Source organism: Streptomyces sp. NPDC090045 (assembly GCF_044747975.1).
In the GTDB taxonomy this organism is placed as follows: Bacteria; Actinomycetota; Actinomycetes; order Streptomycetales; family Streptomycetaceae; genus Streptomyces.
Genome location: NZ_JBIVFA010000008.1, coordinates 275,060 through 299,446 on the forward strand (window position 1 = coordinate 275,060; position 24,387 = coordinate 299,446).

General features: G+C 71.3%; 18 protein-coding genes. 13 read left to right on the top strand and 5 right to left on the bottom strand.

Annotated features, from left to right (window positions below; translation table 11 throughout):
* The first annotated feature begins 76 nt into the window (after positions 1 to 76).
* From ACIPYQ_RS22765 to ACIPYQ_RS22785, 5 genes are all read left to right on the top strand, one after another.
* Positions 77 to 2,353 carry a restriction endonuclease gene (locus tag ACIPYQ_RS22765; protein WP_401253993.1) on the top strand — a complete coding sequence of 759 codons (2,277 nt, stop codon included), beginning with the start codon at positions 77 to 79 and terminating at the stop codon, positions 2,351 to 2,353.
* Positions 2,354 to 2,723: 370 nt separating this feature from the next.
* Complete coding sequence (locus tag ACIPYQ_RS22770; RefSeq protein ID WP_401253996.1) at positions 2,724 to 3,476, top strand: aminoacyl-tRNA hydrolase; 753 nt, start codon at positions 2,724 to 2,726, stop codon at positions 3,474 to 3,476.
* 141 nt (positions 3,477 to 3,617) lie between these two features.
* Complete coding sequence (locus tag ACIPYQ_RS22775) at positions 3,618 to 5,264, top strand: DUF692 family multinuclear iron-containing protein (RefSeq protein WP_401254270.1); 1,647 nt, start codon at positions 3,618 to 3,620, stop codon at positions 5,262 to 5,264.
* On the top strand, positions 5,261 to 6,283 hold the full coding sequence (locus ACIPYQ_RS22780; RefSeq protein ID WP_401253999.1) for a TIGR04222 domain-containing membrane protein: 1,023 nt from the start codon (positions 5,261 to 5,263) through the stop codon (positions 6,281 to 6,283). Before ACIPYQ_RS22775 ends, ACIPYQ_RS22780 begins: the two co-directional genes overlap by 4 nt.
* A gap of 101 nt (positions 6,284 to 6,384) precedes the next feature.
* Positions 6,385 to 8,022 (top strand): alpha/beta hydrolase, encoded by a 1,638-nt coding sequence (locus ACIPYQ_RS22785; protein WP_401254002.1) that lies wholly within the window; start codon positions 6,385 to 6,387, stop codon positions 8,020 to 8,022.
* Positions 8,023 to 8,135: 113 nt separating this feature from the next.
* Here the strand turns inward: ACIPYQ_RS22785 and hemQ are convergent, their stop codons facing one another.
* The gene (gene hemQ, locus ACIPYQ_RS22790; RefSeq protein WP_361754078.1) at positions 8,136 to 8,849 is read right to left on the bottom strand and encodes a hydrogen peroxide-dependent heme synthase; all 714 of its coding nucleotides are present in this window, start codon (positions 8,847 to 8,849) and stop codon (positions 8,136 to 8,138) included.
* A gap of 4 nt (positions 8,850 to 8,853) precedes the next feature.
* Positions 8,854 to 10,359, bottom strand: a complete 1,506-nt coding sequence (hemG, locus tag ACIPYQ_RS22795) for a protoporphyrinogen oxidase (protein ID WP_401254005.1) — start codon at positions 10,357 to 10,359, stop codon at positions 8,854 to 8,856.
* A 168-nt stretch (positions 10,360 to 10,527) separates the two neighbouring features.
* Between hemG and ACIPYQ_RS22800 the strand changes: the two genes are divergently transcribed.
* Together ACIPYQ_RS22800 and ACIPYQ_RS22805 are read left to right on the top strand one after the other, a co-directional pair.
* Positions 10,528 to 11,562 carry a DUF4349 domain-containing protein gene (locus ACIPYQ_RS22800; protein ID WP_401254008.1) on the top strand — a complete coding sequence of 345 codons (1,035 nt, stop codon included), beginning with the start codon at positions 10,528 to 10,530 and terminating at the stop codon, positions 11,560 to 11,562.
* Positions 11,563 to 11,623: 61 nt separating this feature from the next.
* Positions 11,624 to 13,006 carry an FAD-dependent oxidoreductase gene (locus tag ACIPYQ_RS22805; protein WP_401254011.1) on the top strand — a complete coding sequence of 461 codons (1,383 nt, stop codon included), beginning with the start codon at positions 11,624 to 11,626 and terminating at the stop codon, positions 13,004 to 13,006.
* A 15-nt stretch (positions 13,007 to 13,021) separates the two neighbouring features.
* Here the strand turns inward: ACIPYQ_RS22805 and ACIPYQ_RS22810 are convergent, their stop codons facing one another.
* Together ACIPYQ_RS22810 and hemE are read right to left on the bottom strand one after the other, a co-directional pair.
* A complete protein-coding gene (locus tag ACIPYQ_RS22810; RefSeq protein ID WP_401254014.1) occupies positions 13,022 to 14,143 on the bottom strand; it encodes an NADAR family protein in 1,122 nt (373 codons plus the stop codon).
* Positions 14,144 to 14,190: 47 nt separating this feature from the next.
* A complete protein-coding gene (gene hemE, locus ACIPYQ_RS22815) occupies positions 14,191 to 15,255 on the bottom strand; it encodes a uroporphyrinogen decarboxylase (protein WP_401254017.1) in 1,065 nt (354 codons plus the stop codon).
* 91 nt (positions 15,256 to 15,346) lie between these two features.
* Here hemE and ACIPYQ_RS22820 point away from each other — a divergent pair, with 91 nt between their 5' ends.
* The 3 genes from ACIPYQ_RS22820 (at position 15,347) to ACIPYQ_RS22830 (ending at position 18,350) form a co-directional block, all read left to right on the top strand.
* Positions 15,347 to 16,003: a DUF3000 domain-containing protein gene (locus ACIPYQ_RS22820; RefSeq protein WP_361754060.1), complete on the top strand. Its 657-nt coding sequence runs from the start codon at positions 15,347 to 15,349 to the stop codon at positions 16,001 to 16,003.
* 250 nt (positions 16,004 to 16,253) lie between these two features.
* Positions 16,254 to 16,916 (top strand): response regulator transcription factor, encoded by a 663-nt coding sequence (locus ACIPYQ_RS22825; RefSeq protein ID WP_007267191.1) that lies wholly within the window; start codon positions 16,254 to 16,256, stop codon positions 16,914 to 16,916.
* Positions 16,917 to 17,066: 150 nt separating this feature from the next.
* A complete protein-coding gene (locus ACIPYQ_RS22830) occupies positions 17,067 to 18,350 on the top strand; it encodes an HRDC domain-containing protein (RefSeq protein WP_401254021.1) in 1,284 nt (427 codons plus the stop codon).
* 48 nt (positions 18,351 to 18,398) lie between these two features.
* On the opposite strand, the gene ACIPYQ_RS22835 is transcribed toward ACIPYQ_RS22830, so the two are convergent.
* Entirely contained in the window at positions 18,399 to 19,568 is a 1,170-nt protein-coding gene (locus ACIPYQ_RS22835) for an alpha/beta fold hydrolase (protein WP_401254024.1), read from the bottom strand.
* A gap of 320 nt (positions 19,569 to 19,888) precedes the next feature.
* On the opposite strand from ACIPYQ_RS22835, the gene ACIPYQ_RS22840 reads away from it, so the two are divergent.
* From ACIPYQ_RS22840 to ACIPYQ_RS22850, 3 genes are all read left to right on the top strand, one after another.
* Positions 19,889 to 21,115, top strand: coding sequence for an acetyl-CoA C-acyltransferase (locus ACIPYQ_RS22840; protein WP_215142984.1), 1,227 nt, complete (start codon positions 19,889 to 19,891; stop codon positions 21,113 to 21,115).
* Complete coding sequence (locus ACIPYQ_RS22845) at positions 21,112 to 23,241, top strand: 3-hydroxyacyl-CoA dehydrogenase NAD-binding domain-containing protein (protein ID WP_401254028.1); 2,130 nt, start codon at positions 21,112 to 21,114, stop codon at positions 23,239 to 23,241. Before ACIPYQ_RS22840 ends, ACIPYQ_RS22845 begins: the two co-directional genes overlap by 4 nt.
* 91 nt (positions 23,242 to 23,332) lie before the next feature.
* Complete coding sequence (locus ACIPYQ_RS22850) at positions 23,333 to 24,373, top strand: LCP family protein (RefSeq protein ID WP_362235225.1); 1,041 nt, start codon at positions 23,333 to 23,335, stop codon at positions 24,371 to 24,373.
* The last annotated feature ends 14 nt before the right edge of the window (positions 24,374 to 24,387 follow it).

Genomic DNA, 24,387 nt, shown 5'->3' on the forward strand with positions numbered 1-24,387 from the left:
TAGCGTCGGCACGGTTGATGCCCTTCGTCTCAGCGTGCAAGCTGATGGCACATTCACTCTGTTGGAGAGTACAGATTTGGCCGACTACGACTTCCGCACCCTCTCGCCCAACGACTTCGAGATATTGATTCGCGATCTCCTCGAAGCCGAGTATCGCTGGCGCTTGGAGGCGTTCGGGCGTGGCCGCGATGGCGGCATTGACTTGCGGGCAAGCACAGCAGAGGGAAAGCTTGTCGTCCAGTGCAAGCACTACCTCGGCTCATCGTTCTCAGATCTCCGCTCGTCGGCGCGTCGGGAATCCCCAAAAATGGACAAAGAGAAGCCCGACCGCTATCTCTTCGTCACGTCCCAAAATCTAAATAGGACACAGAAGGACACCCTCGCAGGTGACCTCAAGCCGTGGATTTCTGACACCGCGGACCTGCTGGCCCAAGTCGACATTAATGGCCTAATCGCGCGACATCCGGTAGTGGAGCAACAACATTTCAAGCTTTGGCTCGCCTCGACAACCATTCTGGAACGCATTGTTCAGAGCGGCATCTGGGAGCGCAGCGAGGCGCTGCTCGAAGACATCAGGGATCGAGTCAAGCTGTACGTTCCCACCAGCAGCTTCAAGGCAGCACACGAACTACTCGACGAGAAGCACGTCGTCGTTCTAACGGGTTCGCCCGGAGTCGGCAAGAGTATGCTCGCCGAAATGCTCGCTCTAAGGTACTGGCACGAGGGATGGCAGATCGTATCGGTCGGAACCGACGTTGACGACGCGTGGGATGCATACAAGTCAGGCCGCAAACAGGTGTTTCTGTTTGACGATTTCCTCGGGCAGACAGACCTCAGCGAAAGGCGAGCCAAGGACAGTTGGGTAATACGCCTAATGGACCGTGTGGCGCGGAACCCGGACAAGCGGCTTGTCATGACAACGAGATCACAAATCCTTCAACAGACTCGACTAATCAGCGAGCCAATCGCTCATGCCGACTTTCGAGTTGTCGAGTGCGTAATAAAGATCGCTGACTACGGGGCTATCCAGCGAGCGCGCATGCTATACAACCACCTCTACTTTTCAACCCTCTCGCGAGAAGTTGTCAGGGAGTATGTAGGAAATTCGTCCTACTGGACAGTTGTTAACCACAAGAACTTCTCCCCGCGGATCCTCGAACTGGTCATCAAGCGGTCTCACTCGTCGGCGGATGAGCTCGCACGTACCCTTAACCACACGCTTGACCATCCGCTGGATCTTTGGAGAATAGTCTTCAACAACGGGTTGTCGGATCTTGGCCAACGGATCACGCTTACACTTGCGTCATTCCCTGTAAATGGCGCCAGCTCCAGCGACCTCAGGGCTTTGGTTCAGAAAGAGGCGAAGCCAACGGAGTACACGAGCGCACTTCGAGTACTAGAAGGCACCTTCGTCCGTGTGGAGAAAAGGAATGACGGGGTCACGATGATCGCCTACGCAAATCCAAGCGTACGCGACTTCACTCTCGCTTTCCTTGACGAAGAACCAGACTACCTGATGGCCATCATCGGGGACTCGGTACATCTTGCTCAAGTGAGCACGCTCCTGGTGTACGCGGTATCCGAGCCTGACGGGAAGCTCCGATTCCAGCACTGCGCCGGCACCGTGACTCGCCACTCAATCTCCATTGCCAGAAAGATGATGGAGCTGATTGTCAAAGAAAAGGAAGCCAGCAAGTCCGATTCGCGCGGACTGCTTAGGAGCTACCAGCGGACGATCAAACCCCTCCTCGACTCGCTACAGCCGGCGCATCGGCTGATGGGGAAATCGTTCAATGAGATCCTTGCGGTGACAACCGAACTCCTTAAGGGCTCAGCCTCCAAATACATGGATCCCGACGATTGGAAACTCTTCAATACGGCATTGATGATGCGTTACACAGAGGATCCGCAACACGTTCGAGGCGAGCTGAGATGGGCCTTCGAGAGCTGGGGCGAATTGCTTTACAGCATAGACGACGTGACCGCATTCGAAGAATTCTTTGAATCATACGGTCCAGTTCTAAATCGGCATTTCGACCCTAGTGAAAAATTTTACGAGAGCGTCTGGTCTGGATTGCGGCAGGAACTGGAGAATCTGTCCGGCAACGAACAAGATCGTGATGCTGATCACCAATGGGTCGACGAAGTCGAAACGGCGGCGACCAGAGTCGGCGTAATCGACGACATGAGATCGGAGATCGAGTCTGCCCGAGATTCGATTGAACAACGTTACGCAGACGACGAGTATTCTCGCAGTCGGCTTACCTCTGGGACGAGCTACGGATTCCCAGGAGCCTCCGTATCGGTTTCCGAACGCATTGAGATCGATGGAATGTTTCGCGAGCTTTCATAGCGCCCAGAATCCAGCTAACGGTGCTCCCTGGCTGCACCCAGGCGACATCGGAGACTCTTGACCTTCCGCACCATCTACCTAGCGGGACTCCACTTCGCCGGCATCGTCATCTGGTCAGCATGATGATCCAAACGAAACGCTTCGAGCTGTGATGCTGGCCACTCCGCTAGGGTCCCCATCGCTTCCTTATGCGACACCCACCTCTACCTGGTACGAGACACGGCGGCGCTGCCGTCGGGGAGCTATGAGACTCGACCTGCGGGGGACACAGCGGGTGCCGGAATAAGATCACTCTTCATGCCGCCGATCCTCGCCCGCGGTGAGTACCCGGGGCATCCTCCTTGAGGTGGAGCCTGGCATCCTTGGCGGGATGAGCAGCCAGCACACGAACGACATCTCCGACGTGCCCGCGGTCGGCGCGGACAGCCCCTTCCGGCAGGAGCACGCCCTGCGCGACGAGGCCCCGCAGTTCGTCCTGCCGCTCGTGGTCCGGATCGAGAAGGCCGAGCCGCCGGCCCGGACGGACGCCCTGGAGACGGCGGCCCGCGCGGTGTTGGTCCTGCTCACCGACGAGCGGGCGCAGGGCGAGGGCGAGTGGGCCGAGGCGGTCCGCGACTGGCAGGACGCGCGGATCCGCAAGGTGGTCCGCCGGGCCCGCGGGGCGGAGTGGCGCAAGGCGCAGACCCTGCCGGGTGTCACGGTGCACGGTGACACCTCGGAGGTACGGGTCTTCCCGCCGGTGCCCCTGGACGGCTGGCCCAAGGAGCTCGCGAAGCTCCAGGTGTCGGGAACCGATCTGGACGACCCGGAGCCGGTGGCCGCGGTCGGAAACCCGGAGCTGCCGGTGCTGTGGCTCAACCCCGGCCTCGACATGTCGGCCGGCAAGGCGATGGCCCAGGCCGGGCACGCGGCGCAGCTGGCGTGGTGGGAGCTGACCGGCGCGGAGCGCACCGCCTGGCGGGAATCCGGCTTCCGGCTGGCCGTACGGACGGCCGCGCGCGAGCGGTGGGCGGAGCTGAGCGGGAGCGGGCTGCCGGTGGTCCGCGACGCCGGGTTCACCGAGATCGCGCCGGGCAGCGCGACGGTGGTCGCCGACCACCCGGCGCTGCGCGCCCGGCTCTGACCGAGCCGCTCGGACACCCCCGCGTGCGCGGGAACCTCAAATGTTCCTCTGAACGTCCCCTGCTGCGGGTTGGCTCGACTCCGTCGGGGCCATGACACCGGCACACGATGCGTTGAGAGGGGGCGAGGGGACATGAAGCCCATGGCACACCTGGGGGTGGGCATCGGCTGGCGGCCGGAGATCGCGGACGCCGTCGAGCGGCTGCCCGGCCTCGACTGGGTCGAGGTGGTGGCCGAGAACATCTGCCCGGGCCACCTGCCCGAGGCACTGCTGCGGCTGCGCGAGCGCGGCACGCGCGTCGTGCCGCACGGGGTCTCGCTCGGCCTCGGCGGCGCCGACCGGCCGGACCCGGCGAAGCTGGCGGCGCTCGGCGAGCGGGCGGTGGCGCTGGGGGCGCCGCTCGTCACCGAGCACATCGCCTTCGTACGGACGTCCTCGCCCGTGCTGGAGGCCGGGCACCTGCTGCCGGTGCCGCGCACGCGGGACGCGCTGGACGTGCTGTGCGAGAACGTACGGATCGCGCAGGACGCGCTGCCCGTACCGCTGGCGCTGGAGAACATCGCGGCGCTGTTCTCTTGGCCGGGCGAGGAGCTGACCGAGGGGCAGTTCCTCACGGAGCTGGTCGAGCGGACCGGTGTCCGGCTGCTCATCGACGTGGCCAACCTGCACACCAACCGGGTCAACCGGGGCGAGGACCCGGCGGCCGTCCTGGACGCGATCCCGCTGGAGGCGCTGGGGTACGTGCACGTGGCGGGCGGGGTCGAGCGGGGCGGCGTCTGGCACGACACGCACGCGCACCCGGTGCCGCCGGTGGTGCTCGACCTGCTCGCCGCACTCCGCTCCCGGGTGGACCCGCCGGGCGTGCTGCTGGAGCGGGACGACGACTTCCCGCCGGAGGCGGAGCTCGCCGGCGAACTGGCCACGATCCGGGCGGTGCTGACGTCCGACCCCGCGCCGCGGGTCCGGAGGGAGAACGACCCGGAGACCGCCCAGGGGCGGGGAAGTGCGCCGGAAGCCGCCGGTGGGCCGGAGAGCGTGCCGAAGGCCGCCGATCGGCAGGGGAACGCACCGAAGGCCACCGCCAGGCCGGGCGGCACGCCGAAGGGCGCCGAGCGGCAGGGGAACGCGCCGAAGGCCACCGCCGAGCCGGGCAGCACGTCGGAAGCCGCCGACGGGCCGGAGAGCGCGCCGAAGGCCACCGCCGAGCCGGAGAGCACGCCGGAGGCCACCGCCCAGCCGGACAACACGCCAAAGGCTGCCGCCGAGCAGGCCAACGCGCCGCAGACCGCCGCCGGGCAGGCGAGCACGCCGGAAGCCGCCGGTGGGCTGGAGAGGGCGTGGGAAGGAGCCGACGGGCGCGGGGTGCGGGACGGTGTCGAGGCCGCTCGGACCCGGGTCGCGCTTGGGCAGGCCGCGCTGTTGTCGGCGCTGGTGGCCGGGACTCCCGTACCCGAGGGCTTCGACCGCGGGCGCATCCGGGTGCAGGCCCGGGCGCTGGCCGCCAAGCGGGCCGACGTGGTGGCCAGGCTGGCTCCGGAGCTGCCCGGGATCCTGGGCGGCCGCGACCCGTACCGCGAGGCGTTCCTCGCGTACGCCAAGGGCCGCCCGATGACCGGCGGGTACCGGCGGGACGCGCTGGACTTCGCCGAGCACCTGCTGATCCGGGACCTGCCGGCCGATCCCGCCGCGCGGCGCCGGCTCACCGCCTGGTGGCGGGAACGGGCCGGGGTGCGGCCGCCCCGACGGGTGGTCCGCTGGGCCCGGGCGCTCGCGGGGAGGGCGGCATGAACCTCCTCGCCGTGGCGGTCTGGATCGCCGTCCTCGTCTCCTCCGTCCTGCTCCTGCGCCGTGGGCGCGGGGGCCGCCCCGCCCCGGCGGGATCCGCGGCCCGTCTCCACGACCTGTCCGAGGCCGCCTTCGTGGTGGGCGGGCCGGGCACCGTCGTGGACGCCGCGCTCGTCGCGATGCTCGGCGACGGCCGCCTGGTGGTCGGCGGTCCCGGCATCGTCCAGGTGCGCCCCGGGGCCCGGGCCACCGACCCGGCCGAGCGGGCCGTCCTCCAGGCCCACGCCGGAGCTCCCTCCGGGTGGCTCTACCAGGTGCGCTACGCCGCCATGTGCGACCCGGCCGTCCAGGAGATCGGGGACGCCCTGGCCGCCCGCGCAATGGTGTCCCCGCCCGGATCCGGGCGGACCCGGCGCCGCTGCGGGGTGGCCCAGACCGTCGTGTGCACACTCATGATCCCGGTGTCGCTGGTGCTGACCGTCGTGGGGCTCGCCCTCGACAGCGCCCAGGTGCCGTTCGCCGTGAAGGTGCTGCCCGTGCTGGTGATCGGCATCATCGTGGGCGTGATCGGCGCGGTCCGGGCCAAGAGCCGGGTGACCGGCGCCGGGCTGCGGGCGCTGCGGGCGATGCGTTCCGCCTACGTGAACGACCGGACCCCGCACGTGCAGACGGCCCTGTTCGGGCTGCGCGGCCTGCGGGACCCGTACCTGCGGCAGCAGTTGGTGCCCGCCGCCCGCGGCACCCGGCTGGCCGCGGCGCAGTCGGGCGCGCGCTCCCACCACACCGACTCGTCGTCGTCCGGCTCCGCGGACATGCTGCTCCCGGTGGTCTGGTGCGCCGCGAGCGACGGGGGCGGGGGGTCGAGCTGCGGGGCCTCGGGCGGCAGTTGTGGAGGCAGCGGTTCCGGCTGTGGCGGCGGCAGCGGTTCGAGCTGCGGCGGCTCCTCCGGTTCCAGCTGTTCGAGCAGTTCGGGTTCCAGCTGTTCCAGCAGTTCGAGTTCGAGCTGCTCCAGCAGTTCCTGATAGGCCGACGGAGGCCAGGGCGGCCGACACCCGCCGGTGATCCTTTACAACGCACACGGGCCGGTCTCTCATCACTTCATACGATGAGAGGCGGGCCCGTCATGCGGACGAGACTCGCACGCCACGGAGCCGCCGTGGCGGCGCTCTCCCTCGCCCTGTGCACCCCCACCGCCCGCGCCGCACCGGCCCCGGACGCCGCCGGGGCGGGCGCCGGCACCGAGGCCGAGTCGGCCGGCGCCGCGCTCGCCGCCCGCCGGGCCGCCACCGCCGGTCTCGACTTCCGCGCCTGCCCCGGCGTCGAGGGGCTCCCCGCCCCGGTCCGCTGCGCCACCCTGCGCGTACCGCTCGACTACGCCCGCCCCGACGGCCCGCAGATCTCCCTCACCGTCAGCCGGGTCGCCGCCACCCGCGCCCGCGGAGCCGTCCGCCAGGGCGCGCTCGTCCACAACCCCGGCGGCCCCGGAGCCTCCGGGATGTCCTTCCCGCTCGTCGCCGGCCTGCCCGCATGGGAGCGCATCGCCGCCGCCTACGACCTCGTCGGCTACGCCCCGCGCGGCGTCGGCCGCTCCGCCCCGCTGTCCTGCCAGGACCCCTCCGCCCGCGCGACGGGCCCCACCCAGGAACCCGCCGACCCCTCCCCCGCGTACAAGGAGCAGCGCGTCGAGGCCGCCCGGGCCTACGCCCGCGGCTGCGCGCTGCGGGCCGGCGCGGCCCTGCCGTACTACTCGACCCTGAACAACGCCCGCGACCTGCACGTCCTGCGCGCCGCGCTCGGCGAGCGGAAGCTGACCTTCATGGGTGCCTCGTACGGCACCTACCTCGGCGCCGTCTATGCCGCCCTCCACCCCGGCCACGTCCGCCGGATGGTCCTCGACTCGGCGGTCGATCCCGACCCGCGCCGCATCTGGTACCGCAACAACCTCGCCCAGGCGCCCGGCTTCGAGCGCCGCTGGTACGACTTCCGCGCCTGGGCCGCCCGCCACCACGGCACGTACCGCCTGGGCGCCACCCCGGCGGCCGTGCAGGCGAGCTACGAGCGGGTCCGGGACGCGGTGGCCCGTACGCCCGCCGGCGGAAGGGTCGGCACCGGCGAACTCCGGGCCGCCTACCTCCAGGCCGCGTACTACGACGACGTCTGGCCCGAGCGTGCGTCGGCCCTGGCCGCCTTCCTGCGCGGCGATCCGGCGGAGCTGGCCGCCCAGGCCGCCCCGGACCCGGCCGCGGCGGCCGCGGCGGAGAACGCGACGGCCGTCTACACGGCGGTGCTGTGCAACGACGCCCCCTGGCCCGCGGACTGGGGGACCTGGGACCGCGACAACACCGAGCTGGCCCGCACGGCCCCCTTCGAGACCTGGGCCAATGCCTTCCTGAACCTGCCGTGCGCCTCCTGGCCGGTGACCCGGCGGCAGCGGCCGGTGGCGGTCGAGCGGCCGGCCCTGCTGCCGCGGACGCTGGTGGTCGCGGCGGAGCGGGACGGGGCGACCCCCTACGCGGGAGCGCTGGAGCTGCAGCGGCGGCTGGGCGCCGGGGCCGCGCTGGTGACGGAGGCCGGGGCCGGCTCGCACGGGGTGGTCGGCGGACGCAACGACTGCGTGGACCGTCACGTGGAGCGGTATCTGCTGACGGGCGCCACCTCGGGATGGCGCGTCACGTGTGCGCCGCATCCGGAGCCCGCACCGGTGTCGCTGGACGACCGGGCAGCGGGCGCCCGCAGGGCGCTGCTGCCGCCAGTCGTCTGAACTTCCGGGCGGGATCTCCGGCTGCGTCGTTTCGGGGGCAGGGCCTCCCGATCCACCGGAGGAACTCACCTGACGGTGTGGTCGTCCTCCGGTCCTTCCCCCCAGGGGAGGTATCAGGCGAGCCCGGCCACCAGATCGGCGACGGACTTGCGGCGCCCGGTGTAGAAGGGCACCTCTTCGCGGACGTGCATGCGGGCCTCGGAGGCGCGCAGGTGACGCATGAGGTCGACGATGCGGTACAGCTCGTCCGCCTCGAAGGCCAGCATCCACTCGTAGTCGCCCAGCGAGAAGGAGGCGACGGTGTTGGCGCGGACGTCGGGGTAGCCGCGGGCCATCTTGCCGTGGTCGGCGAGCATGCGGCGGCGGTCCTCGTCCGGCAGCAGGTACCAGTCGTAACTGCGCACGAAGGGGTACACGCTGACGTAGTCGCGCGCGACCTCGTCGGCGAGGAAGGCCGGGATGTGCGACTTGTTGAACTCGGCCGGGCGGTGCAGGGCCATGTTCGACCACACCGGCTCCAGTGCGCGGCCCAGCTTGGTGCGGCGGAACAGGTTGTACGCGGTCTGCAGCTCGTCCGCGGTCTCCGCGTGCCACCAGATCATGAGGTCGGCGTCGGCGCGCAGGCCGGAGACGTCATAGGTGCCGCGGACGGTGATGTCCTTGGCGGCCAGCTGGTCGAACAGCTCCTGGACCTCGTCGGCGAAACCGGCGCGGTCCTCGGGCAGGACGTCCTTCAGCTTGAAGACGGACCACAGGGTGTAGCGGATGACCTCGTTGAGGTCCTTCGCCTTCTTCCCCGCGTTGGGAATCTTCTCTGGTGCAGTCATGTTCCTATTGTCCCGTGCCCTGATCAGTGGTCGGCGCCAGGGGTGCCGTACGCGCACCGAGCGAGGCGAGCACCGCCTCGGCGGCCCGGCCGGCGCCGGCGATGCAGGCCGGGATGCCCACCCCGTCGTAGAGGGCGCCGCACACGGCGAGACCCGGCAGGGCGGCGACGGCCCCGCGGATCCGGGCCACCCGATCGAGGTGGCCGACCGGGTACTGGGGCAGCCCGCCGTCCCAGCGGGTGACGGTGGAGGCGACCGGCCGGGCCGCGAGGCCCACGGCCTCGCCGAGGTCGGCGAGGGAGACCTCGACCAGCTCGCCGTCCTCACGCCCCAGGTCGGCCTCGTCGGCGTAGCGGCCCACCGAGGTGCGCAGCAGGAAGAGTTCGGGATCCGCCCCGGCCCAGGCCCACTTGTTGCTGGAGAAGGTGGAGGCCTTGATGGTCCGGCCGTCGACGGGCGGTACGAGGAACCCGCTGGCGCCCCCGCCGGCGACGGCGGCCGGCAGGTCGGAGCGGCGGAAGGCCATGGTGACCAGGGCCATCGAGGCGTACTCGACCCCGCGCAGCTCGGCCGCAGCGGTGGGCGCGAGCCCGTCCAGCAGGCGTGCGGCGGGCCCGGCCGGGGTCGCGAGGACCACGCCGTCGGCCTCGATGATCTCCGTGCTCGCGGCGGTTCCCGCGCCGGCCACGATCCGCCAGCCTCCGGGCGTACGCGTGACCTCGGTGACGGGTGCGCCGGTGACGATCCGCGCTCCGGCCGCGCGGCAGGCCTCGGCCACGGCGAGCGGGAGCCGTCCGATGCCGCCGTCGATGCCGGCGAAGACCGGACCGGCCTGCTGGGGGGCGGCCGCCGCCCTCTGCTGCAGTTCCCGTACCCCGTCGGACAGCAGCGCGTGCGTCCGGGCGGCCTCGAAGAGCTGGGGCACGGCGGCCCGCATGGAGATGCGGTAGGCGTTGCCCGCGTAGACGCCGCCGAGCAGCGGTTCCACCAGCCGGTCGACGACCTCGTGGCCGAGCCGGGCGGCGACGTACGCGCCGACGGCGACGTCCTCGCCGATCTCGGCGGGCGGGAGCGTGCGTTCGGCCTCGATGCGGGCCAGGCCCTCCGCGGAGAGCACCCCGGAGGCGGCGAGCGGCCCCAGGTCGCCGGGGACCCCCATGACGTGTCCGCGCGGCATCGGCCGCAGCGCGCCCCGGGTCCACAGGTGGGCGGTGGCGGTGGCGGGCGGCTGCACGGCCTCGCCGAGGCCCACGGCCCGGGCGAGGTCCACGCCTTCGGGGCGGCGGGCGAGCATGGATTCGGCGCCGAGGTCGACGCGGGCTCCGGCGAGCTCGCCGGCGTACAGCTTGCCGCCGAGGCGCGGTCCGGCCTCCAGCAGCGTGACGCGGGCGCCTTCGGCGAGCAGCCGGTGGGCCGCCGCGAGGCCCGCGATGCCGCCGCCGATGACGACGACGTGGCCGGGGGAGCCCGCCGGGCCCGGCCGATCCGTACGCATGTCCGCTTCGTGCATGGACACATCGTCTCAGACCGATCTCCGAGGCCGGACCGTGACCGCATCGGGACCGGCCCGGGACCGTGGAAGCGAAACCCGCGGCGGGACTCTGTACGTCGAAACGGCAACACCAGCCGATCACCGGGGGTTTGCAAGATGCATGCTCTGTACAGACACCGTTCCGCGGTGGCCGTGGCCGCCCTCTCCCTGGCCGGGGCGCTCGCGCTCACCGGCTGCGGCGCGGACGCCGGGGGCAAGGCGTCCTCGGCCGACCGGGCGGCGGTCGCGCCGGCGCCCGCCCAGGACGGCAAGGCGCCTCAGGGTGCGGAGGGCGCGAAGGGCGCCGCGGCGGCCCCGTCGGCCGCCCCCGCCGACAAGAACGCCCCGCCGGCGGCCGCGGTCCGCCCGAACGTGATCCGTACGGCGACGCTCGGCATCGAGACCACGGACGCCCAGAAGGCGCTCGCCGCCGCCCGCGCCGCGGCCGACGGGGCGGGCGGCTACGTCGGCAACGAGTCGACCAAACGCGGCGAGGACGGCCGGATGACCTCGACGGTGACCCTGCGGGTGCCCGGCGAGCGCTACGACTCGGTGCTCAGCGCCATGGAGGGCAGCGGGAAGCTCCTGCACCGCAAGGTCGACGCGCAGGACGTCACCGAGAAGGTCGCCGACATTGGCAGCCGCGTCGCCTCGCAGCAGGCGAGCGTGGCGCGGGTGCGGGAGATGATGGGCAAGGCCACGGCCCTGAGCGACGTGGTGATGCTGGAGAGCGAGCTGAGCCGGCGCCAGTCCGACCTGGAATCGCTGCAGGCGCAGCAGACGGCGCTCAAGGACCAGACCTCGATGGGCACCATCACGCTGGAGGTCACGGAGCCCGCCCCGAAGCCGGAGGCCAAGGAGAAGAAGGAGAAGGAGCCCACGTTCCTGGACGCCCTGCGCGGCGGCTGGGAGGTCTTCACCACGGTCGTGCGGTACCTGACGGTGGCGGTGGGCGCGCTGCTGCCGTTCGCGCTGACGGCGGCGCTGGTGGTCGCGCTGGTCCGGCTGTACCGCCGGCGGCGCCCGGCGCGCCCGGGGGTTGCCCAGGCTCCGGCTCCGGTCCCGCAGCGGAGCGCGGCCCAGGTCCCCGCGCCTCAGTTCCCCGCACACCAGGTCCCCGCGCCCCAGGTCCCCGCGCCCCGGACGCCGGCTCCGGACACCGAGGCCGACGTGCAGGACTGAACGCGCGTTCGCCCGTAGCGTGTTCACCATCCGATGACGGGGTGAAGGGGCGGTACGGACGATGGCGACGGAACGACTGGTGGTGGTCGGCGGTGACGCGGCGGGGATGTCCGCCGCGTCACAGGCCCGCAGGCTCAAGGGCCCGGCGGAGCTGGAGATCGTCGCCTTCGAGCGCGGGCACTTCACGTCGTACTCCGCGTGCGGCATCCCGTACTGGGTCGGCGGCCGGGTCGCCGGGCGCGACGAACTGATCGCCCGCACCCCCGAGGAGCACCGCGCCCGCGACATCGACCTGCGCACCCGTACGGAGGTCGTGGAGCTGGACCTGTCCGGATCCCGGGTCCGCGCCCGCGATCTGGACAGCGGATCCGAATCCTGGACGGACTATGACAAGCTCGTCCTGGCCACGGGCGCCCGCCCCGTCCGCCCCCGGCTCCCCGGCATCGGCGCGCACGGGGTCCACGGCATCCAGAGCCTGGACGACGGCCAGCGCCTGATGGACTCGCTGGAGCGCACGCAGGGCCGCCGGGCGGTCGTGGTCGGCGCGGGCTACATCGGCGTGGAGATGGCGGAGGCCCTGGTGGAGCGGGGCTTCGAGGTCACCGTCCTGCACCGGGGCGCCCAGCCGATGGCCACGCTGGACCCGGACATGGGCGGCCTGGTGCACACCGCGATGAACCGCATGGGGATCCGTACGGTCTCCGGCGCCGAGGTGACGAAGATCCTCACGGACGAGCGGGGCCGGGCCCGTGCGGTGGCCACGGCCGGGGGCGAGGAGTACGAGGCGGACGTGGTGGTGCTCGGCATCGGCGTGGAGCCCCGTACGGCCCTCGCCCGCGCCGCGGGCCTGCCGCTCGGCCCGTCGGGCGGCATCCTCACGGACCTCTCGATGCGCGTCCGGGGCCACGAGAACATCTGGTCGGGCGGCGACTGCGTGGAGGTCCTGGACCTGATCGCGGGCCGCACCCGGCACATCCCGCTGGGCACGCACGCCAACAAGCACGGGCAGGTCATCGGCTCGGGCGTGGGCGGCGGCTACGCGACCTTCCCCGGGGTCGTCGGCACGGCGGTCAGCAAGGTCTGCGACCTGGAGATCGCCCGTACGGGGCTGCGCGAGCGCGACGCCCTGGAGGCGGGCCTGCGCTTCGTGACGGCCACGATCACCTCCACGACCACGGCCGGCTACTACCCGGGCGCGGCGGAGATGACGGTGAAGATGCTGGCGGAACGCCGCACGGGCCGGCTGCTCGGCGTCCAGATCGTCGGCGGCGCGGGGTCCGCGAAGCGGGTGGACATCGCGGCGGTCGCCCTCACGGCCGGCATGACGGTGGACCAACTGGTCACCCTCGACCTGGGCTACGCCCCGCCCTTCTCCCCGGTCTGGGACCCCATCCTGGTGGCGGCGCGCAAAGCCGTCTCCGCGGTCCGCTCGGCGGGGGTCTAGGTCGTCTCTTACTGCTTAGGTCGCAGCGCGGAGTTCGGAGCGGATCAGTTCCAGCAGGCGGCCCGTCCAGTTGCGGCCGCCGCGGGGGCCCTCCTCGCGCCAGTAGGGGGCGTCGGAGTAGCCCGTGTAGAGGATTGCGGCTTCTCCGGTGGCGGTCAGGAGTTCCGCGAGGCGCGGGTGCTGCCCGAACTTGGCGCGGAGCAGCCCGGCCATGACCGCGAGGCGCACGGCGGGCCAGTCCGCGCGCCGCGCGGCCCGTCCGCCCAGCTCCTGCGCCTCGTGGGCGGTCGCGGCGGCGCGGATCCGGTCGTGGTCGTCCCGGTCGGCGGCGGAACGGGCCCAGTAGCCGTGGAGCACGGTGAGGTAGGTCTCCCCCTCGTACGTGAAGGGGGCGTCGTAGTCGTTGCGCAGCACGAAGTCGCCGAGTTCGGCCGGCCAGCCCCGCGGGTACACGCTCTGGTGCAGGACGACCGGGGGCTGCGGGGCGCCCGCCGGGCCGTCCGCGTGCAGGACGGTCTGCCGCTGCCCGGCCCGCTCGACGCCCGCGTCCTGGTCGGTGAAGTACGCGAGGGCCTCTCGGTGCATCTCCTCCGTCACCACCGGGCCGTCCCCGTCCGCCGCCTCGCCCTGGTCGGTCACCAGGATCCGCAGCGGCCGGTCCTGGCGGTCCATGTCGCCCAGGACGTAGACCCGCAGGTGGGCGGGGACGGCGAGGTACGCCTCCCGGAGCCGGGCCCGTCGCTCCTGCGTCGGCTCCGCCTGGTAGGAGCGGACGGCGTCCCAGCACCGGTCGGCCGCCGTCGGCCGGCCGGCCAGCCGGGCGATCTCGTCGGCGACCTCCAGGAGGAAGCTCGCGTCCGTCCGCGGTTCCGGGCTGCGGGAGCGCCATTTCGACGGCTCGTCGGGCCGCTCCCGGGCGCCCGGCGGGTCCAGGGCGATCTTCCCGGAGGCCAGCAGCTTCCCCAGCCCGGCGAGGTCGGTGGCCTCGTACCCGGGGGTGATCCTGCCGTCCGCGTAGACGAAGAGGTGCTCGACGAAGTACTCGTCCAGCAGGTAGTGCCTGCGCCACACGAGGCACCAGGCCCCGTCGATGTGTTCTCCGTCGGATATGCGAAACGTCGGCCCGTGCCATGTCATGCACGGCACAGTACCGACGTTTCGATCTTGTTCGGGTGCGGTTCCGCTCAGCGGGCCGTCTTGGTGTGGACGTACTCCACCAGGCGGGTCAGCGCGTCGGGGTCGGTCGTCGGGAGGACGCCGTGGCCCAGGTTGAAGACGTGGCCCTCCAGGCCGGCCGCGGCCGCGAGGACCTCGTCCGTCTTGGCCTCGACCGCCTCCGGCGTGGAGAAGAGCACCGCGGGGTCCAGGTTGCCCTGGAGCGCCTTGCCGGGGCCCACGCGGCGGACGGCCTCGTCCAGCGAGACCCGGTAGTCGACGCCCATGACGTCGGCGCCGGCCTCGCCCATCAGGCCGAGGAGCTCGCCCGTGCCCACGCCGAAGTGGATGCGCGGGACCCCGTACGAGGCGACGGACTCCAGGACCTTCGCCGACGCGGGCATCACCGAGCGGCGGTAGTCCGCCGGGGCGAGCGCGCCGACCCAGGAGTCGAAGAGCTGGACGGCGGAGGCTCCGGCCTCGATCTGGACCTTCAGGAAGGCGGAGGTGATCTCCGCGAGGCGGTCCAGCAGGTCGGCCCACAGCTGCGGGTCCCCGTACATGAGGGCCTTGGTGTGCTCGTGGTTCTTCGAGGGGCCGCCCTCGACGAGGTAGCTCGCGAGGGTGAAAGGCGCGCCCGCGAATCCGATCAACGGCGTGGAGCCCAGTTCACTCGTGAGCATGCCGATCGCCTCGGTGACGTACGCGACGTCCTCGGGGGTGAGGTCGCGCAGCTGTGCGAGGTCCTCGCGGCGGCGGATCGGCTGGGCGACGACCGGGCCGATGCCCGGCTTGATGTCCAGGTCGACGCCGATGGCCTTGAGCGGGACCACGATGTCGGAGAAGAAGATCGCCGCGTCGACGTTGTGGCGCCGCACCGGCTGCAGGGTGATCTCGGTGACCAGGTCGGGCCGCATGCAGGACTCCAGCATCTGCGTGCCCTCGCGCAGCTTGCGGTACTCCGGCAGCGAGCGCCCGGCCTGCCGCATGAACCACACCGGGGTGTGCGGCACCGGCTCGCGCCGGCACGCCTTCAGGAAGGCGGAATCGTACGTCTGACTCGGCTGGCCCGTCGGGCGGTCGTTGGCACTCACGACCCAAATCTTCGCACGTATGAAGAAGTGCCCGACCCGGCGCGGGTGTCCCTGCGCCGTACGGCCGCACATACCGCCTAGTCTTCCCCGCATGGCTGCGGCTCAGGGACGATTTTCAGATGGCGCTGACAATGTGGACAGCGCGAAGGAGAGCTCCGTCCCGCTCCCGTTCCGCCGGGCGGTCGACGGCTTGAAGAAGGCGCGGCTGCGCCCGGGCATCGAGATCGACCCGACGAAACCGCCCCAGAGACTGGCCCCGCACGCCTACGCACTGGAGGCCGCGGTGGTGGACGGCGAGGACGACCTCGCCGACGGCCGGCTGATCCTGCTCCACGATCCGGCCGGGCACGACGCCTGGCACGGGACCTTCCGGCTGGTGACGCTCGTACGGGCGGAGCTGGAGCCGGAGATGGCCGCGGACCCGCTCCTCCCCGAGGTGTGCTGGTCCTGGCTGACCGGGGCGCTGGACGCGCGCGGGCTGACGTACGGGGAGGCGAGCGGGACCGTGACCATGGCGAGCTCGCACTACTTCGGCGGGCTCGCGGAGCGGCGCCCGGCCACGCAGATCGAGATCAGAGCCTCGTGGACGCCCCGCGAGGGGGTGGGCGGGGTGCCGGACACCTCGGCGCACCTGTCGGCGTGGTGCGAGCTGCTGTGCCAGATCGCGGGGCTGCCGCCGGTGGGTCCGACGGACACCGTCACGGGAGTGGTCTCCCTGCCACAGCGGCGCGGTCCGCACCACCCGTAGCCGCACGGCCGTACGGACGCCCCGCGGACCACCCCGAGCAGCGGGTGTCGGAAGGCGGCGTCCGTTGTGGGCTTCTGATCACCCGATGATCGATCGTGCGTCCGAATTGCCCGAATTGTTACTCACCAAATCGTGATCATTCCCTAAAGCCGGGCGGGTGACGTGCCGAAGGAGTCAGTGACCATCCGTACGGTTCGCACCGGCTTCCTTCCCCGAGCCGGCCGTCCCGCCACTCCCCCAGGAGGCCTAGGTGTCCGTTCTTCTCGAGCAGCCCGCAAGCCTGGTCGCCTACCGCCCGAACAAGCCGACGGCCATGGTCGTCGTGGCCGACCCGCGCGTCCGCTCCACCGTGACCCGCCATCTGTGGGCCCTCGGAGTACGTGACGTGATCGAGGCGTCGTCCATCGCGGAGGCCCGCCCCCGCGTCGGCAGCCCGCGCGACATCTGCGTGGCCGACGTACACCTGCCCGACGGTTCCGGTCTCACCCTGCTCTCCGAGACCCGCGCAGCCGGCTGGCCCAACGGCCTGGCCCTGTCCGCCGCCGACGACATCGGCGCCGTGCGCAACGCCCTCGCGGGCGGAGTGAAGGGCTACGTCGTCACCGGTACGCGGACCAACATCGGGCTCCCCACCCGCCCCGGCGCCGCCCCCATCGGCGCCGCGGCCGCCCGTATGCACCGCCGCCCCCCGGGTGCCCCGAGCCACCCGGGCGGCTACCGGGAGCTCTCCGGCCGCGAGGTCGAGGTCCTGCGCCTCGTCGCGGAGGGCCAGTCCAACAAGGCCATCGGCGTCTCGATGGGCCTGTCCGCCCTGACCGTCAAGTCCCACCTAGCCCGGATCGCCCGCAAGCTCGGCACCGGTGACCGCGCCGGAATGGTCGCCGTGGCGCTGCGCACCGGGATCATCCACTGAGCGCGGGGCGGCGGTCCCGGATAACCTCCCCCGGACTCCGTCCGGGGGAACCTCCGGGGATACCCCCGGAAAACTCCCCGCATACTGCCCGCACCCGTCGCCGGAACGTTCCGGCGACGGGTGCGTCGTATACACGGATACCCTTGACCGGTGACCGACGCCCAAGAGACCGCAGCAGACCTGCGCACCACCACCGGGGGCGGCCCCCCGGACGACGTCGTTGTTCCGCCCGGTGGGGTGCCGATTCCGTTGCTGGAGCCCCGTGAGGGGATCCCGCCGGTGGTCGCCGACGCGGACGCCCTCGCCGAAGTGGTCGCGGCCTTCGCCGCGGGCACCGGCCCCGTGGCCGTCGACGCCGAGCGAGCCTCCGGATACCGCTACGGCCAGCGCGCCTACCTGGTGCAGCTGCGCCGCGAGGGTGCCGGGTCCGCGCTGATCGACCCGGTGGGCTGCCCCGACCTTTCCTCGCTGGGCGAGGCCCTGTCCGGCACCGAGTGGATCCTGCACGCCGCCACCCAGGACCTGCCGTGCCTGCGCGAAATAGGCATGGTGCCCACCTCCCTCTTCGACACCGAGCTGGCCGGCCGCCTCGCCGGCTTCCCCCGGGTCGGACTCGGCGCGATGGTCGAGAGCGTGCTCGGCTACGCCCTGGAGAAGGGCCACTCCGCCGTCGACTGGTCCACCCGCCCGCTCCCCGAGCCGTGGCTGCGCTACGCCGCTCTGGACGTGGAGCTGCTGGTGGACCTGCGGGACGCGCTGGAGAAGGAGCTGGACCGGCAGGGCAAGCTGGACTGGGCCCACCAGGAGTTCGACGCCATCGCCTCCGCCCCGCCCGCTCCGCCCCGCAAGGACCCCTGGCGCCGTACGTCCGGCATGCACAAGGTGCGCCGGCGCCGTCAGATGGCGGTGGTACGGGAGCTGTGGGAGTCGCGGGACCGGATCGCGCAGCGGCGCGACGTGTCGCCGGGCAAGGTGCTGGGCGATGCGGCGATCGTCGAGGCCGCCCTGGCCCTGCCCGCGAACGTGCACACCCTGTCGGCCCTGCCCGGCTACGGGCAGCGGATGGGCCGGCGCCAGCTGGACCAGTGGATGGCCGCCGTGGACCGGGCGAAGGCCCTGCCCGAGAACGAGCTGCCGCAGCCGGGGGCGACCCCGGCCGGTCCGCCGCCGCCGCGCTCCTGGGTGGACAAGGACCCGGCCGCCGCGGCCCGGCTGTCGGCGGCCCGTACCGCCGTCTCGGCGCTGGCGGAGGCGCTCAACCTGCCCCAGGAGAACCTGATCACCCCGGACACGGTCCGCCGGCTGTGCTGGGAGCCGCCGCAGCGGCTCGACCCGGACACGGTGGCGCAGGCCCTGGCCGGCTACGGCGCCCGCGCCTGGCAGATCGAACAGGTCACCCCGGCCCTGGTCACGGCCCTGGCGGCCACCGCCTGACCCGGCCTGCCGTGCGGTGGAGCCCCCGGCCCGGTGCCGGGGGCTCCGCTAGACGGTGTCCGTGTAGGCGCCGTCCTCGTCCACGTAGAAGCTGCCCTTCTCCAGGTCCTCGACCTTGGTGTGCTTGATCCACCGCTTGGACAGCCGGTGCAGGACCTTGTGCTGGCGCTCCCAGACCATGGAGTGCCCGGCGCCGGCCACCCGGAACATCAGCTTGCGGACGCCGGGGATCGCGTCGTAGAAAGCCGGGACGGAGAAGGTGGGCGAGTTCGCCGTCTGGTCGTGCTCTCCGTAGACGATCATCACCGGAACCTGGTCCCCGAGCACGCCGTCGATCGAGACGGTGTCCTTGTTCCATCCCCACCAGTAGGTGTTGCGGAACCGCAGGACGCCCTCGGGCGCTCCGGCGACCGGGCCGCCCCAGGTCTTGCCGACCGGGTCGACGGCCATGCACTCCTTCCACACCGCCTCGACCATGCCGGCGGCCCGCTGCTTCTTGCTGTGCACCTCCTTGTCCCAGGCGTTTTCGAGACCCGTCCTGCTGGTGAGGTTCATCGGGAAGCCGAACAGGGACGGCGGGGTGGAGGCGGGAAACGTCGGCACCGGTGCGCCGAAGCTGTTGGGCGGCACGCTGGCCCGGCCGTCGGGCGGATAGATGGGCGCCAGGAGGAGCAGGCTCTCCACCTTCTCCGGGTGCTGGATCGCGTACGGCCCGAACACGAAGGCGGCCGCCGACTGGCCCACGAGCGACACCTTGGTCAGGCCCCGCAGGTTCTTGATGAACTCGACGACCGTGTCGACCTCGCCCCACTCGCTCTCCGAGTTCCCCAGCTCGTGCGGGTAGGGCGGCGGGCTGGTGTCCGGCAGCGGGTTCGGGATCAGGATGGCCTGGTGCAGCGGGTTGGCGTTGCGGGGCTTGTCCATCTCCGGCCGCGGCGAGAGGCCGGAGCCCGTGAGCTCCATGAGGAACACGTCGAATCCCGCGTCGGCCAGGAACCGCGCCCAGCTGTACTTGCCTCCGTCGTGCTGGAGGTCGAAGGCCACGACCGAGGGAACGCTGCGGCCGTGCAGCATCAGAACGGCCTTGCGCTGCGCGTTGGCGCCCGTCGGGGTGCCGTCGTACTCGCGCACGAACAGCTTGACGGCCTGCCCCTTGTTGGCGGGGACGGTCGAAGTGTGCGGGACCTGGTGGTTCACGGCCGGGGTGGTGGGGGGCATCGCTGGCATCCGATCCGTCGACTCAGCCGGAGGAGGGACGCTCCGGCCGGGTCAGGATCGGGACGGTCCGGGGGAAATGCCACGACCACGGCCGGGCGCCCACCGGACGTGACCTGAACGGGTTGGCCCGCCGGGTCCGATCGGACGGGGGCGGACGATCGTGGCGCCACGGGCGGAGTGTGACCTTCACCGCTCCTGGGGGAGGGGGTGTCCACAAGGGTTACCCGCAAGTAGCATGGTCGGGTGAGCGGGCGCTCAGCAACACATGCCGAACGCCCCCGCGCGCAGCAGTGCACACCCGCACCTGGAGGAGAGCCAACGTGCCTCGTACCGTCAGGGACGTCGTCTTCGTCGACGGCGTCCGCACCCCGTTCGGCAAGGCGGGCCCGAAGGGCATCTACCACGAGACCCGCGCCGACGACCTCGTCGTGAAGGCGATCCGGGAGCTGCTGCGCCGCAACCCGGACCTGGACCCCGCGAAGATCGACGAGGTCGCCATCGCCGCGACCACGCAGATCGGCGACCAGGGCCTCACGCTGGGCCGCACGGCCGGCATCCTCGCGGGCCTCCCGCAGTCCGTACCGGGCTACTCCATCGACCGCATGTGCGCCGGCGCGCTGACCGCCGTGACCGCCGTCGCGGGCGGTGTGGCCTTCGGTGCGTACGACGTCGCCCTCGCCGGCGGTGTCGAGCACATGGGCCGCCACCCCATGGGCGAGGGCGTGGACCCGAACCCGCGCTTCGTCTCCGAGAAGCTGGTCGACGAGTCCGCCCTGTTCATGGGCATGACCGCCGAGAACCTGCACGACCGGTACCCGACGATCACCAAGCTCCGCGCCGACGAGTACGCCGTGCGCTCGCAGGAGAAGGCCGCCAAGGCGTACGCCGACGGCAAGATCCAGCAGGACCTGGTCCCGATCTCGGTGCGCAACACCAACGAGGCGGCCGGTGAGACGGGCTGGGGCCTGGTCACCACCGACGAGCCGATGCGCCCGGGCACCACGCTGGAGAACCTGGCCGGCCTGAAGACCCCGTTCCGTACGCACGGCCGGGTCACCGCGGGCAACGCCGCCGGTCTCAACGACGGTGCCACCGCCGCGATCATCGCGTCCGAGGACTTCGCCCGCGAGAACAACCTCCCGGTCAAGATGCGCCTCGTCTCGTACTCCTTCGCGGGTGTCGAGCCGGAGGTCATGGGCTACGGCCCGATCCCGGCCACCGAGAAGGCCCTCGCCCAGGCCGGTCTGTCCATCGAGGACATAGGCCTGTTCGAGGTCAACGAGGCCTTCGCCGTGCAGGTGCTGGCCTTCCTGGAGCACTACGGCATCGCCGACGACGACGCCCGCGTGAACCAGTACGGCGGCGCCATCGCCTTCGGTCACCCGCTCGCCTCCTCGGGCGTGCGCCTGATGACGCAGCTGGCCCGTCAGTTCGAGGAGCAGCCGCACGTCCGCTACGGCCTGACCACCATGTGCGTCGGCTTCGGCATGGGCGCGACCGTCATCTGGGAGAACCCGAACTTCAACGCCGAGGGAGACTCCAAGTGAGCACCACCGCTGAGCTCCTGAAGGGCGCGGCCGAGCTGTTCCCGGACGAGGTCGTCACGTCCGCGCACGTCCGCCACCTGGACCTGCCGTTCGGCGCCGGGCGCTTCGCGCTCATCACGCTGGACAACGGCTTCGACCACACCAAGCCGACCACCTTCGGTCCGCAGTCCCTCGCCAACCTGAACGCGGCGATCGACCAGGTCGAGCAGGAGGCCCTCGCGGGCTCCATCGTCGGCGCGGGCATCACCGGCAAGCCGTTCATCTTCGCGGTCGGCGCCGACCTCAAGGGTGTCGAGCTGCTGAAGAAGCACGACGAGGCGCTCGCCATCGGCAAGGGCGGCCACGACGTCTTCAAGCGCCTCTCGGCGCTGGCGGTCCCGACCTTCGCGTACTACAACGGCGCGGCCATGGGCGGCGGCGTCGAGGTCGGCCTGCACTGCTCCTACCGCACCGTCTCGAAGGCCATCCCGGCCTTCTCGCTGCCCGAGGTCTTCCTCGGCCTGGTGCCCGGCTGGGGCGGCTGCGCCATCCTGCCGAACCTGATCGGCGCCGAGCGCGCGGTCTCGGTGATCATCGAGAACTCGCTCAACCAGAACAAGCAGCTGCGCGGCAAGCAGGTCTTCGACCTGGGCATCGCGGACGCGCTGTTCGAGGGCGCGGACTTCCTGGAGCAGTCGCTCCTGTGGACCGCGAACGTCCTGAACGGCACCACCGAGGTCGTCCGCGACGAGATCGACCGCGGCGAGGCCTGGGACGCGGCCGTCGCCAAGGGCCGCTTCATCGCGGACTCCAAGGTGCACGGCGCCGCTCCCGCCGCCTACCGCGCGCTGGACATCATCGCCGCGGCCAAGTCGGGCGACCTCCAGGCCGGCTTCGACGCCGAGGACACGGCCCTGGCCGACCTCATCATGGGCGGCGAGCTGCGCTCCGGCATCTACGCCTTCAACCTGGTCCAGAAGCGCGCCAAGCGCCCGGCCGGTGCCCCGGACAAGTCCCTGACCCGTCCGGTCACCAAGGTCGGCGTCGTCGGCGCGGGCCTGATGGCCTCGCAGCTGGCGCTGCTCTTCCTGCGCCGCCTGGAGGTGCCGGTGGTCCTCACCGACATCGACCAGGAGCGCGTGGACAAGGGCGTGGGCTACGTCCACGCCGAGATCCAGAAGCTGCTCGGCAAGGGCCGCATCAACCAGGACAAGGCCAACCGCCTGACCGGCCTGGTGACCGGTGTCCTGGACAAGGCCGAGGGCTTCGCGGACGCGGACTTCATCATCGAGGCCGTGTTCGAGGAGATGTCCGTCAAGCAGAAGGTGTTCGCGGAGGTCGAGGCGGTCGCCCCGGCGCACGCGATCCTCGCCACCAACACCTCCTCGCTGTCGGTGTCGGAGATGGCCTCCAAGCTCCAGCACCCGGAGCGCGTGGTCGGCTTCCACTTCTTCAACCCGGTCGCGATCCTCCCGCTGCTGGAGATCGTCCGCGGTGAGCAGACCGACGACGCCTCGCTGGCCACGGCCTTCGGTGTCGCCAAGAAGCTGAAGAAGACCGCGGTCCTCACCAAGGACGCCCCGGCGTTCGTCGTGAACCGCATCCTGACCCGCTTCATGGGCGAGATCCAGAACGTCATCGACGAGGGCACCCCGGTCGTCACGGCGGAGAAGGCCATCGAGCCGCTCGGCCTGCCGATGTCCCCGCTGGTGCTCCTGGAGCTCGTCGGACCGGCCATCGGTCTGCACGTGTCCGAGACCCTGAACCGCGCCTTCCCGGAGCGCTTCACCGTCTCCCCGAACCTCGCGGCGGTCGTCAAGGCCGGCAAGCGCGGCTTCTACGTCTACGACTCCGGCAAGCCGGAGCTGGACCCCGAGGTCGCCGCCCTCCTGGTGCAGGGCGACTCCGTCCTGACCGAGGAGCAGGTCCGCGCCCGCGTCCTGGACGCGGTGGCGCAGGAGATCGGCCTGATGCTGGAGGAGGGTGTCGTGGCCGAGGCCCAGGACATCGACCTCTGCCTCATCACCGGTGCCGGCTGGCCCTTCCACCTGGGCGGCATCACGCCGTACCTGGACCGCGAAGGCGTCTCGGAGCGCGTGAACGGCAAGAAGTTCCTCGCCCCCGGCCTGGCGAGCATCCCGGCCTAGTCCGGGTCTCAGACGGGCGTTCCACGGCCTGGCCCGCCCCCTTCGGGGGGCGGGCTTCGGCCATTCGAATATCTGTCTAAGATTCACCCCCATGACGGAAACGCACGCGCGGCCCAGGCGCCGCCGACGCCGCATTCTGCGGATCACCCTGCTGCTGGTCGCCGTGCTGATCCTGGGCGCGGCGGGGGCCGGCTGGTGGACGTACAGCCACCTCAACGGCAACATCGACAGCGTCGACCTGGATCAGGCGATCGGGGACAACCGGCCCCCGAAGGTGGCCGCGAACGCGCAGAACATCCTGGTGCTCGGCTCCGACTCACGGGCCGGCGCCAATGCCGATCTCGACCACGGCGATGTCAGCGGCGCCCGCTCGGACACCGCGATGCTGGTGCACATACCCGAGGGCCGGGCCAAGGCGACCGCGGTGAGCATCCCGCGCGACACCCTCATCACCCGGCCCGAATGCAAGGACGCGAAGGGCAAGACCCTGCCGTCCGCGAAGCGGGTCATGTTCAACTCCGTCTACTCGCTCGCCGGTCCGGCCTGTGTGGTCAACACGGTCGAGCAGATGTCCGGCGTCCGCGTGGACCACTTCGTCGAGGTGGACTTCGCCGGCTTCAAGGGCCTGGTGGACGCGCTGGGCGGGGTCACCGTCACCCTGGACAAGCCGATGAGCGGCGCCAAGGGCGGCCTGAAGCTGGACGCGGGCACGCACCGGCTGGACGGCACCGACTCGCTCAAGTTCGTCCGTACCCGCTACGGCTACGGCGACGGCAGCGACCTCGGGCGCATAGGCCTGCAGCAGCAGTTCATGCTGGCGATGCTGTCCGAGATCAAGAAGCAGGACGCCTTCGGCAACCCGGCGCGGCTCTACAAGCTCGCGGACGCCGGGACCAAGTCGCTGACCACCGACTCCGACCTCGCCTCGCTCACCGCGCTGTCCGACTTCGCGCAGAGCATGAAGGGCGTGAACCCGGAGACGATGGAGACGATCATGCTGCCGGTCGCCTACGACAAGGTGGACCCGAACCGCGTGGTCGTGGCCGAGCCGCAGGCCACCCAGCTGTGGGACGCCCTGCGCAAGGACGAGAAGGTCCCCGCCTCGGCGAAGGACTCCCCCGCCAAGGGCTGACGGACCCGCACACA